13 protein-coding genes and 2 pseudogenes are annotated in these 17,368 nt (G+C 64.1%); 9 read left to right on the forward strand and 6 right to left on the reverse strand.

Going from position 1 to position 17,368, the window contains the following annotated elements; genetic code table 11:
- The first annotated feature begins 2 nt into the window (after window positions 1–2).
- Window positions 3–965 carry an L-histidine N(alpha)-methyltransferase gene (gene egtD, locus F753_RS34280; RefSeq protein WP_023445023.1) on the forward strand — a complete coding sequence of 321 codons (963 nt, stop codon included), beginning with the start codon at window positions 3–5 and terminating at the stop codon, window positions 963–965.
- A 3-nt stretch (window positions 966–968) separates the two neighbouring features.
- On the forward strand, window positions 969–2,747 hold the full coding sequence (locus F753_RS34285) for a S8/S53 family peptidase (RefSeq protein ID WP_023445024.1): 1,779 nt from the start codon (window positions 969–971) through the stop codon (window positions 2,745–2,747).
- Between the two features lie 6 nt (window positions 2,748–2,753).
- Here F753_RS34285 and F753_RS34290 read toward each other — a convergent pair whose 3' ends face one another.
- Window positions 2,754–3,227, reverse strand: a complete 474-nt coding sequence (locus F753_RS34290; protein WP_023445025.1) for a MarR family winged helix-turn-helix transcriptional regulator — start codon at window positions 3,225–3,227, stop codon at window positions 2,754–2,756.
- Window positions 3,228–3,402: 175 nt separating this feature from the next.
- On the opposite strand from F753_RS34290, the gene F753_RS34295 reads away from it, so the two are divergent.
- From F753_RS34295 to F753_RS34315, 5 genes are all read left to right on the forward strand, one after another.
- A complete protein-coding gene (locus F753_RS34295; protein ID WP_023445026.1) occupies window positions 3,403–5,175 on the forward strand; it encodes an N-acetylglutaminylglutamine amidotransferase in 1,773 nt (590 codons plus the stop codon).
- A gap of 135 nt (window positions 5,176–5,310) precedes the next feature.
- Complete coding sequence (gene ngg / locus F753_RS34300; protein WP_023445027.1) at window positions 5,311–7,050, forward strand: N-acetylglutaminylglutamine synthetase; 1,740 nt, start codon at window positions 5,311–5,313, stop codon at window positions 7,048–7,050.
- A 119-nt stretch (window positions 7,051–7,169) separates the two neighbouring features.
- Window positions 7,170–8,360 carry an osmoprotectant NAGGN system M42 family peptidase gene (locus F753_RS34305; protein ID WP_023445028.1) on the forward strand — a complete coding sequence of 397 codons (1,191 nt, stop codon included), beginning with the start codon at window positions 7,170–7,172 and terminating at the stop codon, window positions 8,358–8,360.
- A 209-nt stretch (window positions 8,361–8,569) separates the two neighbouring features.
- The gene (locus tag F753_RS34310) at window positions 8,570–11,317 is read left to right on the forward strand and encodes a hybrid sensor histidine kinase/response regulator (RefSeq protein WP_023445029.1); all 2,748 of its coding nucleotides are present in this window, start codon (window positions 8,570–8,572) and stop codon (window positions 11,315–11,317) included.
- Between the two features lie 44 nt (window positions 11,318–11,361).
- Entirely contained in the window at window positions 11,362–11,589 is a 228-nt protein-coding gene (locus F753_RS34315; RefSeq protein ID WP_003301246.1) for a YheU family protein, read from the forward strand.
- Window positions 11,590–11,604: 15 nt separating this feature from the next.
- Here F753_RS34315 and F753_RS34320 read toward each other — a convergent pair whose 3' ends face one another.
- The 5 genes from F753_RS34320 to F753_RS34340 all read right to left on the reverse strand — a co-directional run bounded on the left by F753_RS34320 (window position 11,605) and on the right by F753_RS34340 (window position 16,425).
- Window positions 11,605–12,033, reverse strand: a complete 429-nt coding sequence (locus tag F753_RS34320; protein ID WP_003301247.1) for a hypothetical protein — start codon at window positions 12,031–12,033, stop codon at window positions 11,605–11,607.
- 114 nt (window positions 12,034–12,147) lie between these two features.
- The gene (locus tag F753_RS34325) at window positions 12,148–13,278 is read right to left on the reverse strand and encodes an MFS transporter (protein ID WP_031297561.1); all 1,131 of its coding nucleotides are present in this window, start codon (window positions 13,276–13,278) and stop codon (window positions 12,148–12,150) included.
- A gap of 128 nt (window positions 13,279–13,406) precedes the next feature.
- Window positions 13,407–14,216: an SDR family oxidoreductase gene (locus tag F753_RS34330; RefSeq protein WP_014819796.1), complete on the reverse strand. Its 810-nt coding sequence runs from the start codon at window positions 14,214–14,216 to the stop codon at window positions 13,407–13,409.
- Window positions 14,217–14,455: 239 nt separating this feature from the next.
- Complete coding sequence (locus F753_RS34335; RefSeq protein WP_023445031.1) at window positions 14,456–16,111, reverse strand: cation acetate symporter; 1,656 nt, start codon at window positions 16,109–16,111, stop codon at window positions 14,456–14,458.
- Window positions 16,111–16,425, reverse strand: a complete 315-nt coding sequence (locus F753_RS34340; protein ID WP_023445032.1) for a DUF485 domain-containing protein — start codon at window positions 16,423–16,425, stop codon at window positions 16,111–16,113. The genes F753_RS34335 and F753_RS34340 overlap by 1 nt, the downstream gene beginning before the upstream one ends.
- 282 nt (window positions 16,426–16,707) lie before the next feature.
- Between F753_RS34340 and F753_RS34345 the strand changes: the two are divergent.
- Window positions 16,708–16,931, forward strand: a pseudogene (locus F753_RS34345) (DUF2061 domain-containing protein).
- A 166-nt stretch (window positions 16,932–17,097) separates the two neighbouring features.
- Window positions 17,098–17,368 (forward strand): annotated as a pseudogene (locus F753_RS0124845) (serine/threonine protein kinase); the annotation flags it as partial.

The raw sequence follows: 17,368 nt of genomic DNA on the forward strand, positions 1-17,368 counted from the left end.
ACATGGCGCTGGCAATTCACTTTCACGATCAGCTGCAACTGCCACACGACGCCTCGCTGCGCGACGAAACCCTCGCCGGGTTCGCCGCGAGCCCGAAATGGGCCTCGCCGAAGTTCTTCTATGATCGGCGCGGGTCCGAGCTGTTCGAGCAGATCTGCCAGCAGCCCGAGTACTACATCACCCGCACCGAGGAGCAGATTCTCGCCGAGGCGGCCAACGACATCCTCGATATCGCCGGCCCTCACAGCGACCTGATCGAGCTGGGCAGCGGTGCCAGTCGCAAGGTACGCCTGCTGCTGGAGGCACTACACCCGACCAGCTATCTGGGCATCGACATCTCCGAGGACTTCCTGCTCAGCAGCACCCAGCGCCTGGCGGCGGACTACCCGTGGCTGGAGGTGCATGCCGCCTGTACCGACTTTTCCAACGAGCTGAACCTGCCGGATGATTTCTCCAGCGAGCACCCGCTGATGTTCTTCCCCGGTTCCAGCATCGGTAACTTCACCCCGGGCGAGGCCGCGGCCTTTCTGCAGCGTTTGCACGATGTGCTGCCGGCCGGTGGCGGCTTGGTGATCGGCGTCGACCTGGTCAAGGACCGCGCGGTGCTGGAGGCGGCTTACAACGACCGCGCCCATGTCACAGCCGCCTTCAACCTCAACCTGCTGCAGCGCATCCGCAACGAGCTGGACAGCGACATCGACCCGTCACGCTTCGTCCATCGCGCCTTCTTCAACGAGGCCGAATCGCGCATTGAGATGCACCTGATCAGCCCCGATGCGCAGGACGTGACCATCGAAGGCCGGCGCTTCCACTTCGATGCTGGGGAAAGCCTGCATACGGAAAACTCCTACAAGTACACGCTGGAATCCTTCGCTGCCCTGGCCGATGCCGCCGGGTTCGACTGTCGCGGTCAGTGGACCGACCGGCGCGGGCTGTTCAGCGTCAACTACCTCGAGCGACGTTGAACCATGCCAGAACGCGCCTCCACCCTGTTCACCCTCGGCCTCGGGTTATTGAGCGCCCTCGCCGCCTTTCCGGCAGCTGCAGAAGATCCCATCCGCATCACCCAGCTCAAGCGCTGCGGCGACCTCTTCGCCGAGGATTCGCTGAGCTGGTGCCTGAGCGCCAAAGGCTTGCCCCGCGGCGAGGTGCAGCTGTACCTCAACGGCGAGCGAGTGGCTGCCGACACGCTCCAACGCGACGGCAAGCAGCTGCGCCTGACCCTAGCGCCGGACGCGGTGCGCAGCGGCCCGCTGTGGCTGGAACGCGACGGGCAACGCAGCAATCCGGTCTGGCTCTCGGCTGGTCGCAGCCAGGTGCTCGCCGCCAAACCCGATGAAGTGGCGCGCAACATGGATGACCTGACCACCTACGTAGACTTGGTCAGCCTGATCATCGAGGAGGATCACGAAGGCCTGGACAAGGCGCGGCGGCTCGCCGAGAAGTACGGCGCCAAGGTGGTCGGCGCCATACCGCCGCTGAACACCTATCAGCTGCGCCTACCAGTGAAAGATCTGACCGAGCGCGACGCCATGGTGCTGCGCCTGGGCAGCGAGGTGGGTGTGGATGCCGTGGTGATCGAGGAATCGGCCGCCGAGAACGACGAGCAGGAAACCGGCAAGACCGCGGATCAGAAGCGCCCGCAGAACCGCGAGTGGGCCGCCAACCGCTTCCTCGATGCGGTGGACTACTACCGCGAACGCATTCCCGCCGGCCAGCGCGCCGGCGAAAAACAGCCGGTGCGTATCGGCATCATCGAGCGTGCGGTGGACTTCGATGCACCGCATTTTGCCGAGTACCTTGGCCCCTGCGATCCACAACAACAGCGCACCTGCCTCTACGCCCGCGACGCCGACCGGCCGGACAATCACGGCAGCAGCGTCGCCGGCATTCTCGCCGCCCACGCCAGCGATGCCCGCGACCAGGGCTTTCTCAGTGCACTGGACGGCACCGGGCCGGGCTTCGAGGTGATCGTCGAACGCAACTCGGACGCCGGCATCACAGCCAACGTCGCAGCCTCGGTGAATCTGGTGGAGGACGGCGCGCGCATCCTCAACTGGAGTTGGGGCATCCACCGCATTGGCACGGTGGATGTGGAGGGCGAACCGGTGGATTCGCTGCTGCGTTCGGGCATCGCCATGAGCGGCTACGAGGAGCTGCTGGAGGAATTCTTCCTCTGGTTGCGCCGCGAACATCCCGACGTGCTGGTGATCAACTCCGCCGGCAATGGCTCGGCCCACTCCGGGCGTGACGACTATCGACTGCCCTCCTCGTTCATCACCGAGCAGCTGCTGGTGGTCGGCGGCCATGAGCGCAACGACAGGAAAAAGGTCTCGGTGGAGCACCCCGACTACGTACGCAAGCGCAAATCATCCAACGTCGATATGCGCGTGGACATCACCGCCGCCGCCTGCACCCGCGCCGCCACGCTTGATCCCGACAAGCGCGGCGACGTGCATTGCGGCACTTCCTATGCCACGCCGCTGGTTGCCGGCGCGGTGGGCGCGATGCTGTCGGTCAACCCCGGGCTGGAGCCGGATCAGTTGCGTGAACTGCTGCGCCGCAGCGCCATGACCATCGGCCGCGACTCAGATTTCGAGCCCGCCGAGGCGGATGACCTTACCGCACCGATCCTGCCGTCCGAGCGTGGTTACCGGCTGGATGATCGCGATGTCGGTCGCTCAGCACGGCTGGACATGCGCAAGGCGCTGGAGCTGACCGTGGAAAGCCTGAAGAATTCGCGCTAGCGGCGCTCACTCCATGTCGCCGCACAGCTCGGCGGCACGCAGCAGCGCGGCGGTCAGCGCGTGGCGCTCCCATTGCGGCAAGGCGGCCAAACGCGCGCGGAATTCCGGTGGCAGCAGCGCTGGCGCCTGCTGCAACAAGGCGCGGCCGCTATCGCTGAGCAGCAGCCACTGGCGGCGACGGTCCTGGTCGTCGCGCTGGCGCTGCAACAGCCCGCGCTCCTCCAGCCGGTCGATCTGCCCGGAAAGCGTGGCTGCGGTAAGGCTGACGCGCCGGCTCAGGTCACTCGCGGTCATCTGCCCTTCGCTAGCCAGCACCTGCAGGATCATCAGCTGCACAGGGCTCAAGCCTCCGTAGCGCGCCAGACGCTTGGCATGTACTTCGGCGTCCTGCTGCAACCGGCGCATGGCCTGAAACAGCGGCATCTCGAAGGCTTCCAGCCCGGCACTATTGCTTTCGTTTAAAACTGTTTCTTCAGTCATATGCGGCTTTTCTTGCGAAAACTAACTTTGACATCAAAGCATTTTTTTGTTTTGGTGTAAAAAGCTGACTGACCTGTTCCCGGCCGCATTGGCGCCGCTGCGCTGATCCGAAAGGCTGAACTTAGCGGGTGACGGGCCAGTCACACTCCCCAACGGCAAAACCGGTAAGGATCTTATGTGTGGCATAGCTGGAGAACTTCGCTTCGATAACCGCCCGGCCGATCTGGCTGCGGTTGAACGCATTACTCAACACCTGACTGCGCGCGGCCCCGACGCGTGCGGTTTCCACAGCCAGGGCCCACTCGCCCTGGGTCACCGACGCCTGAAGATCATGGATCTGTGCGAGGCGTCCGGCCAGCCGATGATCGACTCGGCCCTCGGCCTGTCGATGGTCTTCAACGGCGCCATCTACAACTACCCCGAATTGCGCGCAGAGCTGGAAGGCCTGGGCTACCGCTTCTTCTCCGAAGGCGATACCGAAGTGCTGCTCAAGGGCTTCCATGCCTGGGGCGAAGCGCTGCTGCCGCGGCTGAACGGCATGTTCGCCTTTGCCATCTGGGAGCGCGACAGCCAGCAGCTGTTCATCGCCCGCGACCGTCTCGGCGTCAAGCCGCTGTACCTGTCGCGCACCGACCAGCGCCTGCGCTTCGCCTCGTCGCTGCCGGCACTGCTCAAGGGCGGCGACATAGCGGGTGTTTTGAATCCGGTGGCGCTGAATCACTACATGAGTTTCCACGCCGTGGTTCCGGCACCGGACACGCTGATCGCCGGTATCGAGAAATTGCCGCCGGCGAGCTGGATGCGCGTCGACGCCAATGGCGCTACCACCACCCAGCGCTGGTGGGAGCTTGAATTCGGCGCCCGTGAAGAGGAGCGCAAATACAGCTTCGAAGACTGGAAACAGCGCACCCTGGACACCATGCGCGAGGCGGTGGCGATCCGTCAGCGCGCCGCTGTGGATGTCGGCGTACTGCTCTCCGGCGGTGTCGACTCCAGCCTGCTGGTCGGCCTGCTGCGCGAAGCCGGTGTGGCCGACAATCTACTGACATTTTCCATCGGCTTCGAAGATGCCGGCGGCGAGCGCGGCGACGAGTTCAAGTACTCGGATCTGATCGCCAAGCACTACAACACGCGTCATCACCAGCTGCGTATTCAGGAAAAGGAAATCCTCGAACAGCTGCCGGCCGCCTTCCAGGCGATGAGCGAGCCGATGGTCAGCCATGACTGCATCGCCTTCTACCTGCTCTCGCGGGAAGTGGCCAAGCACTGCAAGGTGGTGCAGAGCGGCCAGGGTGCGGACGAACTGTTCGCCGGCTACCACTGGTATCCGCTGGTGGACGGCGCCGAAGACCCGGTGGCGGCCTACCTGGCCGCGTTCCGCGACCGCACGTACGAGGAATATGCCGAGACCGTGCAGCAGCAGTGGGTCCAGGGCGACTTCTCCGGCGACTTCGTCCGTCAGCACTTCGCCCAGCCCGGCGCCGATGCGGCGGTGGACAAGGCGCTGCGTATCGACAGCACGGTGATGCTGGTCGATGACCCGGTCAAGCGCGTCGACAACATGACCATGGCCTGGGGCCTGGAGGCGCGCACGCCGTTCCTCGACTACCGCGTTGCCGAACTGTCGGCGCGCATCCCGGCCAGATTCAAGCTGCCCGAGGGCGGCAAGTATGTGCTCAAGGAAGCGGCGCGCCAGGTGATTCCTGCCGAGGTGATCGACCGGCCTAAGGGCTACTTCCCGGTGCCGGGCCTCAAGCACTTGCAGGGAGCGACGCTGAACTGGGTTCGCGAGATGCTGCTCGACCCCAGCCAGGAGCGCGGCCTCTACAACCCGCAGGCACTGGAGAAGCTGCTCGCCGATCCGGATGGCCAGCTCACGCCGCTGCGCGGTTCAAAACTCTGGCAGCTGGCGGCGGTCAACCTATGGTTGAGCGAACAAGGCCTTTGACGTTGGCCGCTGCAGGCGCCAGGCCACGACGGCCCCGATAACCCGCTCACGAACGGCTGCGGTTGCCACGCGCCACGGGGGCAAGCACATCGCCCCGCCGCTGCCGGTTCGTGACTTAGCATCAAGGAACGCACCATGCAGAAGTCCCAAGCCTACGGTCAGCGTCTGTTGCGCGGACAGGCTCCGACCTACCAGCGGCTGCAGGCACGCTTCGCCGAGGACGGTCAGGAGGAGCCCTGCGGCCCGGTGATCCTGCATTGCGGCTGGGGTCGCATTCTGGTCGGCCACACCTACTCCGATCCCGCCCAACTCGCTGCCGAACTGCTCAACGAGCAGGCGGGCGAGCGCGATATCGCGCTGTACGTCGCCGCGCCACACCAGGTGCTGTCCTATGCACCGCAGCAACTCTTCCTCGACCCCTCCGATACCCTGCGTATCTGGTTCACCGACTACCGCCCTTCGCAGAAGCGTTTCCGCGGTTTCTGCGTGCGCCGTGCCCAGAGCGAAGCGGACTGGCAGGCCATCAACGGCCTGTACCAGGCGCGCGGCATGATGCCAGTCGACCCGGAGCGCTGCACCCCTCGCGAACAGGGCGGTCCGGTGTACTGGCTGGCCGAGGACGAGACCTCCGGGCAGATCATCGGCAGCGTGATGGGCATCGACCACCACCGCGCCTTCAACGATCCGGAAAACGGCTCCAGCCTGTGGTGCCTGGCGGTTTCGCCAAGCTGCCCGCGGCCGGGCGTCGGCGAGGCGCTGGTGCGTCACCTGATCGAACACTACATGGGCCGCGGCCTGGCCTATCTCGATCTGTCGGTGCTGCACGACAACCAGCAGGCCAAGGCGCTGTACGCCAAGCTGGGCTTCCGTGATCTGCAGACCTTCACCGTCAAGCGCAAGAACAGCTTCAACCAGCCGCTGTTCCTCGGCCCTGGCCCGGAAGCAAAGCTCAACCCCTACGCCAAGATCATCGTCGACGAGGCCCGGCGGCGCGGTATCGAGATCGAGATCAACGATGCCGAAGCCGGCCTGTTCACCCTGACCCAGGGCGGCCGGCGGGTGCGCTGCCGAGAGTCGCTATCCGACCTAACCTCGGCCGTGAGCATGACGCTTTGTCAGGACAAGCGCCTGACCCACCGCACCCTGTCCCAGGCCGACATCTGTCTTCCGGCGCAACAACTGGCCGCCGGCCCGAAGGAAAATGCCGCGTTCCTCGCCGAGCACGGCAGCGTGGTGGTCAAGCCGGTGGATGGCGAACAGGGCATGGGCGTCGCCGTGGACCTGCGCGATGCGACCGAAATGGAAGACGCCATCCAGCGCGCCCGGCAGTACGATAGCCGCGTGCTGCTGGAAAGCTTTCATCCGGGGTTCGACCTGCGCATCGTGGTGATCGGTTTCGAGGTGGTCGCCGCGGCGATACGCCGCCCGGCGGAAGTCATCGGAGATGGCCGCACCAGCATCGGTTCGCTGATCGAGAAGCAGAGCCGCCGGCGCCAGGCCGCTACCGGCGGTGAGAGTTCCATTCCGCTGGATGAGGAAACCCAGCGCTGCCTGCGCGACGCCGGCTTCGACTTCGAAAGTGTATTGCCGGACGGACACCGGCTCGCGGTGCGCCGCACCGCCAACCTGCATACCGGTGGAACGCTGGAAGACGTCACCGCGCAACTGCACCCCGAGCTGGTCGACGCCGCCGTACGCGCCGCCCGCGCACTGGACATCCCGGTGGTGGGCCTGGACCTGCTGGTGCCGGCACCGGACCAGCCGGAGTACGTCTTCATCGAGGCCAACGAGCGCGTCGGCCTGGCCAATCATCAGCCGCAGCCGACCGCCGAACGCTTCATCGACCTGCTCTTCCCACTCAGCACCGCAGGTTGAGTCTGGCGCGACCCGGCACCAAGCCGGGTCGCCACAGGTCGCTCGTCACTATGGCGGGTCCCGCTCTCCGACATTCACTCCATCCGGTGGCTGAAAAGGCACCGTCAACAGGAGCTCTCATGACCGCAAAACTCCCCGAACCCGATCTCAACTACATGCAACGCGTGTTGCTGGAGATGCTCGCCATCCCCAGCCCCACCGGATTCACCGACACTATTGTGCGCTATGTTGCCGAGCGCCTGGCCGAGCTGGGCATCCCCTACGAGCTGACCCGCCGCGGGACCATCCGCGCCACACTCAAGGGCCGGCGCTACAGCCCGGATCGCGCCGTCGCGGCGCACCTGGACACCATCGGCGCCATTGTTCGCGAGATTCACGATACCGGCCGCCTGGGCCTGGCGCCGGTGGGCTGCTGGTCGAGCCGCTTCGCCGAGGGCAGCCGCGTCAGTGTCTTCACCGATACCGGAGTTATCCGCGGTAGCGTACTGCCGCTGCTCGCATCGGGGCATGCCTTCAATACCGCCGTGGATGAAGCACCGGTGAGCTGGGACCACGTCGAGCTGCGCCTGGACGCCTATACCTACAGCCGCAACGAAACCTGCGCGCTGGGCGTCAACGTCGGTGATTTCGTCGCCTTCGATCCAATGCCGGAATTCACCGAGAACGGCTACATCAGCGCCCGTCACTTGGATGACAAGGCAGGCGTCGCCGCGCTGCTAGCGGCACTGAAGGCCATCGTCGAAAGCGGCCGCGAACCGCCCATCGATGTGCATCCGCTGTTTACCATCACCGAGGAAACCGGCTCCGGAGCCGCCGGCGCCCTGCCTTGGGATGTCAGCGAGTTCGTCGGGATCGACATCGCGCCGGCGGCCAAGGGCCAGGCCTCCAGTGAGCACGCGGTAACCGTGGCGATGCAGGACTCCGGCGGCCCCTATGACTTCCATCTGTCCCGGCACCTGCTCAAGCTTGCCAGCGAGAACGAAATCCCGGTGCGACGCGATCTGTTCCGCTACTACCACAGCGACGCCCAATCGGCGGTCGAAGCGGGACACGACATCCGCACCGCGCTGCTGGCTTTCGGCTGCGATGCCACCCATGGCTATGAACGCACCCACATCGACAGCCTCGCGGCCATGAGCCGCCTGCTCTGCGGCTACATGCTCAGCCAGCCGGTCTTCGCCAGCGACTCACAGCACTCGAAGGACTCGCTGGAACGCTTCAGCCATCAACTGGAACATGATGCGCAGATGGAGAACGACACCCGTGTACCACCCGTCGACACACTGATCGGGCGCCAGCACCAACCCTAGGAGCGTGATAGTTGAGCCATCGGCTTACGTGACCAGGCGCCTGCTTCGCACAGCAGACGCTTGCCGCTCGGCGTGTAACTCGGCAAAGTTAACCGGACAAGGACGTGCGGCACTCTGAAGGCGCCATGTAGAGCCCAAGGAATCGGTACCGTCACATCGCTCTACTAATATGTGTCGCCCATTCGGGCGCGCCCCTTCCGGAACGAAACATGTCGCCGCGTTCATGCCTGGCTCTGTTGCTGTTTTGCCTGTCGCTCCAAGCCTGGGCAGTCTCGCCCGTCGTGTTCGATTCGCCCGATACGCGCCAGTCCCTCGGTAACGGCACCCTCTACCTCGAAGACCAGGATGGAAGCCTGGATTTCGACGACGTCATGGCGTTACCCGCCGAGCGTCTGCGCCCCGTCGAGAGCGGGCATGTCAACGAAGGCAAGAACAGCTCGACGTGGTGGCTACGCACCAGGCTGGTCAACGAGCTGGACGCACCGCTCGGTGGTTTCATCGAGATCAACTATCCACTGCTCGACCACATCGAGGTGTTCCTGCAGCACCCCGACGGCAGCATCAGCCGGCAACTGAGCGGGGATCGCTACCCCTTTGCGGATCGCGCGGTGAAGGTCAGCGACTTCTGGTTTCCCGTCGATCTGCCGCCGGGCGAAACCACGCTGCTGTTACGCATCAAGACCACCAGCACGCTCTACGTGCCACTGTATTTCAGCAGCTACAACGCCAGCGCGGCCGAGCAGCAGGAGCTGAGCGGCATCAGCGGGGCCTTCTACGGCGTGCTGTTCGCGATGTTCTGCTACAACCTGTTCCTCTTCGCCTCGCTGCGCGAACCGGCGTACTTCTGGTATCTGGTCTACACCCTCAACGTCGGACTGTTCGCACTCTCCTTCGACGGCCTGCTGGTCAAATGGCTGGCCGACGACGGCGGGCTGGTGGCCATGGGCATCTACGTCCTGATGTTCAGTCATTGCCTGATCGCCATTCAGTTCAGCCGCCACTTCCTGCATACCCGCGAACTCTTTCCACGGCTCGATCTGGTGCTGCGCTGCACGCTACTGATCGCCCTCGGCAGCATGGTTTCCGGGCTGCTGCTGGACGTGCAGACCTGGAGCATCCTGGCCAGCATCACGGTGATCGCCGCCTCGGTCGGCCTGCTCGTCACCGGTGCCTTCGTCTGGCGCCGCGGCGTGCGCTACGGGGTTTACTACACGCTGGCCTGGGGCGTGCTGCTGGCCTCGTTCATTCTGGTCACGGCCGGCTCGTTGGGTTTCGAACTGTTCGGCCTGTACGGCGCGGCGGTGGTCAAGGCCAGCGTCGCTTTCGAACTGATCACCCTGTCCATCGGCCTTGCCGATCGCATCAACCTGCTCAAGGAAGAGGGCTACCGCTCGCGTGAGGCCGCCGAGCGGGCCGCCAGCGAGAACGAAGCCAAGAGCCGCTTCCTGGCCAAGATGAGTCACGAGATCCGCACTCCGCTCAATGGCGTGCTCGGCATGCTGCAACTGCTGCGTGAAACGCCGCTGGACCGCAGCCAGCAGTTCTACCTGGATACCATCTCCAGCTCCGGCAATTCGCTGATGGCGGTGATCAACGACATCCTCGACTACGCCCGGATCGGCTCCGGCAAGCTCAGCCTGGAAGACATCGATTTCGATCTGGAAATCCTGATTTCCGAAACCATCCGGCTGTTCACCGCGCAGGCGCTGGAGAAGCAGCTGAGCCTGCATGTAGGTCTGGAGCCCGGCGTGCCGCGACGGATTCGTGGCGACCCCACGCGACTCAAACAGATTCTGATGAACCTGCTGAGCAATGCGCTGAAATTCACCGAGCACGGCCACGTACTGCTCGAAGTCTCCTGCCGTCAGACCCAGGAAGGCACCCGGCGCCTGGTGTTCTGCGTCAGCGACAGCGGTATCGGCATGCGTCAGGAAGTATTGGCGCAACTGTTCGAGTCCTTCTCCCAGGGCGATTCGAGTACCACCCGACGTTATGGTGGCAGCGGACTTGGCCTGGCGATCAGCAAGGAGCTGGTGGAAATGATGAACGGCCATATCGAGGTGCAGAGCGCACCGGGCCGCGGCAGTCGCTTCTGCTTCGAGATTCCGCTGCAAAGCGCCAGCGACACGGAAGACCCCCTCGCCCATCTGCTCGGCGGCCGCCCGGCGCTGCTCGCCTCGCAGGATACCGAGGGCCTCGAAGCGTTGAGCCATCTGCTGCGGCGCTGGGGCATGCGCACCGAGCGCTGCCAGACCCCGGAATGCCTGCCGGACTACCTGTCTGACTTCCCCGCCCCGCCACTGCTGGTTCTGCTGGCGCCCTGGCCGGGTAGTCCGGCGCAGTGGCTGGAGCGTCTTCGCCCGCATCTGGAGGCGAATCAGCGGGTGCTGATGCTCTATTCGCCCGTCCACGAGCCACCGCCACCATCGCCCGGCTTACGCCTGATCAGCCTGGCGCTCCCTCTGCAGAGCACGCCGCTGCGCGAGGCGCTGCAAACCCTGTACGCCGAGGAGCCGCGGCGGGCCAGCGAAACGACCGAAGAAGCGCCGGCCGAGCAGCCACCGCGCGAGCCCTGCATTCTGGTCGCCGAGGACAATCCGGTGAATCAGATGGTGGTGCGCGGCCTGCTGAAAAAGCGCGGTTACGCGGTTCAGCTCGCCGACAACGGACGCCAGGCCGTGGACCTCTATCGTCGCGATCCGGAAGCCGTGCAACTGATCCTGATGGACTGCGAAATGCCGGAGCTCGATGGCTTCGAAGCCAGCCGGCGGATACGCAAGCTGGAAGCGGAGCTTGAATTACAGGCCGTGCCGATCATCGCCGTGACCGCCCACGTACTGGCAGAGCACCGTCAGCGCGGCCTGGAATCGGGTATGGATGAATTCATCGGCAAACCTCTGGAGAGCCGGCAGCTGTATGCTTGCCTGGACAGCTACCTGCAGGGCGGCGCGAGCTAACGTCCGCCGGCCTTGTGGCAAACCGGCTCACCCGAAGAAATCCCATGCTCATACCGCACGACCAGCTCGAACCGGACACCCTGACCCGCCTAATAGAAGATTTCGTCACCCGCGATGGCACCGATAATGGTGACGAAACCCCGCTTGAAACCCGGGTGACACGGGTGCGCCGCGCGCTGGACAAGGGGGAGGCGGTGATCGTCTTCGACCCCGACAGTCAGCAATGCCAGCTGGCCCTCAGGCGCGATGTGCCGCGCGAGTGGCTGGACTGAACGCCGCCGCGCGTTTCAGCCGAACAGACCGCTCTCGCGCTCCCAGGCACAGCGCATGCGCAGGTCGCTCTGCTGCGGACTGTGGCTGCCGGTATCGGTTTCCCAGCGAAAGGTGTGGGTGCCGTTGAGCTCGGTTTCCAGGTGCACCACCGCGCTGGTCCAGTACAACTGCTTGAGCAGCTCCTCGAAACGCTGGACCCAGAGCGCCCACTCGTACTCCACCGCGCGGTAGCTGGCACCGAAGTGGATCACTTGGGTCTGGTACAGGCCCAGTTCCTCGTTACGGCAGAAGGAAAACATCTCGCGACCGATGAAGGGCCAGGCCTCGCCCTGCGGCAACGCCTGCACGGCAGCCAGATTGTTCGCCCGGCGCTGGCGGCACTGCTCGGGGTCGGCGGAAGGCCAATCACGGATGCAGCCATAAACGATGGATTCAGACTCCACTCGAAACTCCGAAACGCAGGGATGAACTGGGACGGCGAGCTTTCTAGCACAGCGCGGCGGGCGGGTCACCCGCGGCTTGGGAAGTGGTGAAACAGGCCACAGCCTCGGGACGGTTCAGCGATCCTGATGCCGTGGCCGCAGGCGCATCGCCAACAACGACATGCATGCCGCCATGCCGGTGAGGACCAGGAACGGCATGCGATAGTCACCCGCCAGATCACGCCCGAGCCCGGCCAGTACCGGCGTCAGGCACGCCAGGCAGTAGCCGGTGCAGAGCATCATCGCGGTCAGCCGGCTGACCGCCAACGGAGTATTGGCTTCGTACATCGGCGAGATCAGCGCCAGGGAGAAGGTGCCGTTGAGCGCGACGCCGAGCAGCATGCAGACCACCAGGGGTTGCCAGCTCGGTGCCAGAGCGATTGCTGCCAGGCAAAGGGTCGCCAACCCGCCGCACGCTGCCATGATTCGATGCCGATTGCCCAGCCGCTGCGCCAGCCAGGGCATGGCAAAGGCACTTGGCAGGCCGATGAGCATGAAGCCACTGAAGAACGCATTACTTTGCAGCAGGCTGTAGCCAACCTCGTGATAACGAGCCACCAGCCAAGTGGCCAGCGCGTAGAACAGCCCGGCCTGAAGGGCGAAGTAGACACTGAGCAACCAGGCCCGAGGCTCCTTCCAGGGCAAACCGGCACGACTCTCGCTGGCGGCTTCCGGCTGATTGGGCAAGCGCGACCAGATCAGCAGCGCAGCCAGGGCCGGCAGCGCCCAGAGCGCCAGGCCACGCGTCCAGTCCTGCCCCATCACCTCGGTGGCCGGCGCCGTCACCACTACGCCGAGGGTGCCGCCGACCGCCATGCTCAGCGAGTACCAGGCGGCGGTCTGGCCCATGCGTTCGAGGAAGTAGCGCTTGATGAAACCGGACAGCAGCGGCCCGGCGACGGCGATCCCTGCGCCAACCAGCCCGGCGGTGCCGATCAGCAGAACGGCATTGTGGCCGAACAGCCGCAACAGCAATGCCACGCCGATCAGCCCGAGGCACAGCGCGATGCTGCACTCCAGCCCGAAACGCACGGCCAGCCGCGGCGCCAGGGGCGCGAGCAAGCCCATCAGCAGAACCGGCAAGGCCGTGGTGAGACTGATCAGACCGCGAGAAAGCGAAAGCTCTTCGGCGATGCGCTCGATCAGCGGAGCGAAGGAGGTAATACCTGGGCGCAGGTTGATGGCAGCCAGTACCAGCGCCAGCATCAGCAGCCCGCGGGAGGGAAAATTCACAAGCGATCCATAGGGTTACGGCGAAAAAAGCCGGACAGGCAACCCTACTCCCCGCCCCTCCCCGAGGCAACCGCAGCGGCCGCCGAAGCGGCCGGGCAGTCTCAGAGCGCCTTGCTCTTGGCGCGTTTCTTTTCGGCCAGCAGCGCCATCTCGTCGTAGATCGCCTGAGGGTTCTGCTGCTTGACCTTCCAGGCCATACGGCCCTCGTCGTGCGGCAGGATCATGAACTCGCCCTTGGCGACCTGCTGGTGGATGTAGTCAGCGATGTCCGCCGCAGTAATCGGCGAGGACTCCAGCAGCTTGCCGATCTGCGCCTTCACGTTCGGCGTCGGGCCGCGGAAGGAATCCAGCAGGTTGGTCTGGAAGAACGACGGGCAGACCACATGCACGCCGACCTCGGCCTGGCGCAGCTCGACCAGCAGGCTTTCCGACAGCGCCACGACGCCGGCCTTGGCCACGTTGTAGTTGCTCATGCCCGGTGCCTGCATCAGCGCCGCCATCGACGCGATGTTGATGATCTTGCCCTTGCTCTTCTGTACCAGCGGCAGGAACGCCTTGCAGCCCTTGACCACACCCATCAGGTTGATCGCGATCTGCCAGTCCCAGTCCTCCAGCGACAGCTCGTCGAAGAAGCCGCCGGAAGCCACACCGGCGTTGTTGACCACGATATCGATGCCGCCAAGCTTCTCCTCGCAGGCCTGGGCGAAGGCGATCAGCTGGCTGTAGTCACGCACGTCGCAGCGCATGGTGAAGCCGTCACCGCCCGCTTCGCGGACCATTTTCAGGGTTTCCGCCAGGCCGCCTTCGTTGACATCGGAAAGCGCCAGCTGCCAGCCCTCACGCGCCCAGCGCAGGGCAATCTCGCGACCGAGCCCGGAGCCGGCACCGGTAATCATCATGCGGTTGTGCATCGTTGTGCTGCCTTTTGTTGTTCGGGTAGTGGCAGCGAGTCTAGCGAATGCCGGGGCACGGACCGGCATCCATCAGACTGCTGAATGCCCTTGGCAAACCCGCGGCTCATGGGGCTGACCGCGCGGTTCCGGGCAGGCAATATGGCGGCAGCATGGGCTCGCTATAGCTGCACGAGCGACCTGCGCCACGAATAAAAAAGGGCAGCCCGAGGGCTGCCCTTGTTTCTGCCAGCATTGCGTCAGTGCGCGACGGCACCGGTGGCACCCAGGCCGGTCTGCGAACGAACGAACTGGGCGAAGAAGCGCTCGCGTTCCTCACCGGCACGCTTGGACTTGTCGGTGACCGAGAAGAACCAGATGCCGATGAACGCGGCGGCCATCGAGAACAGCGCCGGGTATTTGTAGGGGAAGATCGCCTCGGCATAACCGAACACGTCGACCCATACGGTCGGGCTGATGATGGTCAGCAGCAACGCAGTGAACAGCCCCAGCGAGCCACCGAACAGCGCGCCGCGGGTGCTCAGGCCCTTCCAGTACATGGAAAGGAACAGCACCGGGAAGTTGCAGCTGGCGGCGATGGAGAATGCCAGGCCGACCATGAAGGCGATGTTCTGCTTTTCGAAGATGATGCCGAGCAGAATCGCCACCACGCCCAGGGTCAGGGTGGTCAGCTTGGTCACGCGCATCTCGTCCTCTTCCCGCGCCTTGCCCTGCTTGATCACGCAGGCATAGAGGTCATGGGAAACCGCCGAGGCACCGGCCAGGGTCAGACCCGCCACGACGGCGAGAATGGTGGCGAAGGCGACCGCGGAGATGAAGCCGAGGAACAGGTTGCCGCCCACCGCGCTGGCCAGGTGGATGGCGACCATGTTGGTGCCGCCGACGATGGCGCCGGTCACGTCCTTGAAGTCCGGGTTGGTGCTGACCAGCAGGATCGCGCCGAAGCCGATGATGAAGGTCAGGATGTAGAAGTAGCCGATGAAGCCGGTGGCGTAGAACACGCTCTTGCGCGCTTCCTTGGCGTCGGAGACGGTAAAGAAGCGCATCAGGATGTGCGGCAGGCCAGCGGTGCCGAACATCAGCGCCAGGCCGAGGGAGATCGCCGAGATCGGATCGGAAACCAGGCCGCCCGGGCTCATGATCTGAGCGCCTTTCTCGTGGATCTTCACTGCTTCGGCGAACAGGCTGCCAAAGTCGAAACCGACACTCTTCATCACCATGATGGCCATGAAAGAGGCGCCGGACAGCAGCAGGACCGCCTTGATGATCTGCACCCAGGTGGTGGCGAGCATGCCGCCGAACAGCACGTACATGACCATCAGCACACCGACCAGCACCACGGCTACGTAGTAGTCCAGACCGAACAGCAGCTGGATCAGCTTGCCGGCGCCGACCATCTGCGCGATCAGGTAGAAGGCCACCACGATCAGCGAACCGAACGCGGAGAGCAGACGGATCTGCGTCTGACCGAGGCGATAGGACGCCACGTCGGAGAAGGTGAACTTGCCCAGGTTGCGCAGGCGCTCGGCCATCAAGAAGAGGATGATCGGCCAGCCGACGAGGAAGCCGATGGAGTAGATCAGGCCGTCGTAGCCGCTGGTGTAGACCAGCGCGGAAATGCCCAGGAAGGATGCCGCCGACATGAAGTCGCCGGCGATAGCCAGGCCGTTCTGGAAGCCGGTGATGCTACCACCCGCGGTGTAGTAATCAGCCGTGGAGGTGTTGCGCTTGGCCGCCCACTTGGTGATGCCCATGGTGAAGACGATGAACACCACGAACATGATGATGGCGGTGTAGTTGGTGGCCTGTTTCTGGACTTCGCCGGTAATCGCATCGGCGAGCAGCGCAGGCGAGACTGCCAGGAGGAAGGCAGCCATCAGGAAACGCAGGATCATTATTTCTGTGCCTCGTTGAGGATTTCCTGGTTGATGCGATCGAACTCACCATTGGCACGCTGCACATAGACACCGGTCAGGATGAACGCCATGAAGATCACCCCGACGCCAACCGGGATACCCCAGGTGGTCACGGTATTGGCGGACAGCGGAATGCCGAGGATCTTTGGCTCGAAGGCGATCAGCAGGATGAACGCCAGGTAGGCGCTGAGCATGACAGCCGATAGCAGCCAGGCAAAACGGCCGCGCTTGGCAACCAGTTCCTGGAAACGCGGATTGGCATAGATCTGCCGGTAAACATTTTCATTGTGCATTGGAATCTGTCTCCACGGTCGCTACCCCCCGGTGGGAGCAGGGGCGGCTACTTTAGGCTTGGGTCGGATGAACACCACCCCGACTTTGGTCTGAATGCAGTTCACAAAAACACCCGTCGTAGAGCCGTTCAGCCGCGGAAAATGGGGCGCCGCAACAAATCCACATACAAATAGTGTGGCGCTATGTCGCACATGCGAAACGTTGATTTCAGACATTGCCCGGGCTCGACCAGACTCTCTCCATCGCGAGAACGATTCTCGACTGCACAAGGAGACGGGGCCATGCTGAAGACCGTGACGTTCACCCTGATGCACTTCTGCATCGCCTTTTCGGTGACCTATGCACTGACTGGCAGCATCGCCATTGACGGCCTGGTCGCCACCGTCGAACCGCTGTGCAACTCGGTGGGCTTCTACTTCCACGAGAAGCTCTGGCAGCGTTTCGAACGCAGCCGGCAAGCAAGATGCCCATCCCCAAACATGCCTGGCTGCACCATCACGCCTGACGCCGTCGTCATTTCTCATCCTGCGCAGGGATCGAATCCGCAACCGCGCTGCCATAGTGAAGTTGGCTTGCATTGTGCGGCCGATGCAGTTCTATTGGGACAGGTAGCGCGGGACCCCGTCGCTGCCTTGCCACAGGCCAGCCGGGCCTGTTAACGGAGAAGCACCATGCAGCTGTTGTTGCGCCTGACCGCCCTGCTCGCCCTGGTCGTTGCGCCTGTCCACGCCGCCGATCTGACTGTCGAGGAGTACGGCTTCCCGCTGTCCAACCCCTTCGAAGCCACCATCGCCGGTACGCCCAACGAGCTACGCGCCGAAGTGCCGACCGATGATGATATCGACCAGGCCGACTACAACCTGCGCCTGCGTCCCGAACGCGAGTTCACCCTGCCGGACAACTTCTGGCCGGTCAAAAAGCTGCGTTATCGGCTCCCCCCGC

Origin of the sequence: Stutzerimonas chloritidismutans AW-1 (assembly GCF_000495915.1) — a bacterium.
Classification (GTDB): Bacteria; Pseudomonadota; Gammaproteobacteria; order Pseudomonadales; family Pseudomonadaceae; genus Stutzerimonas; species Stutzerimonas chloritidismutans.